The 239-nt window shown below is 39.7% G+C and carries 1 protein-coding gene; it reads right to left on the bottom strand.

The annotated features are described in order from the left end of the window. A partial coding sequence (locus GB932_RS21675) for a cell division protein FtsA (protein ID WP_197517161.1) occupies window positions 1-239 on the bottom strand: 239 nt, incomplete at both ends.

Below are 239 nucleotides of genomic sequence, written 5' to 3'. Positions count from 1 at the left end.
CTTTTTGTCTCTGATCTTCAAACTCTCCATCAGTAATCCGATAGAAGTAGCAAATTCAGGGCCTTTCAGATACTGATTTTTATCATTGGCGATATATTCATTCGCAAAACCGATTCTGCTGTCAAAACCTGTTGTATAATTGGCCAGCTGACGAAGGTGTTTCAGGTTTGAACCACCACCCGTAAGAACAATTCCGGCAATCAGTTTTTTCTTTTGTTCAAAAGCACCATAAGCCTTCA

It is taken from the genome of Microbacterium karelineae (assembly GCF_009745985.1).
Classification (GTDB): domain Bacteria; phylum Actinomycetota; class Actinomycetes; order Actinomycetales; family Microbacteriaceae; genus Microbacterium; species Microbacterium karelineae.
This window is presented reverse-complemented; position numbering and strand designations above follow the sequence as displayed.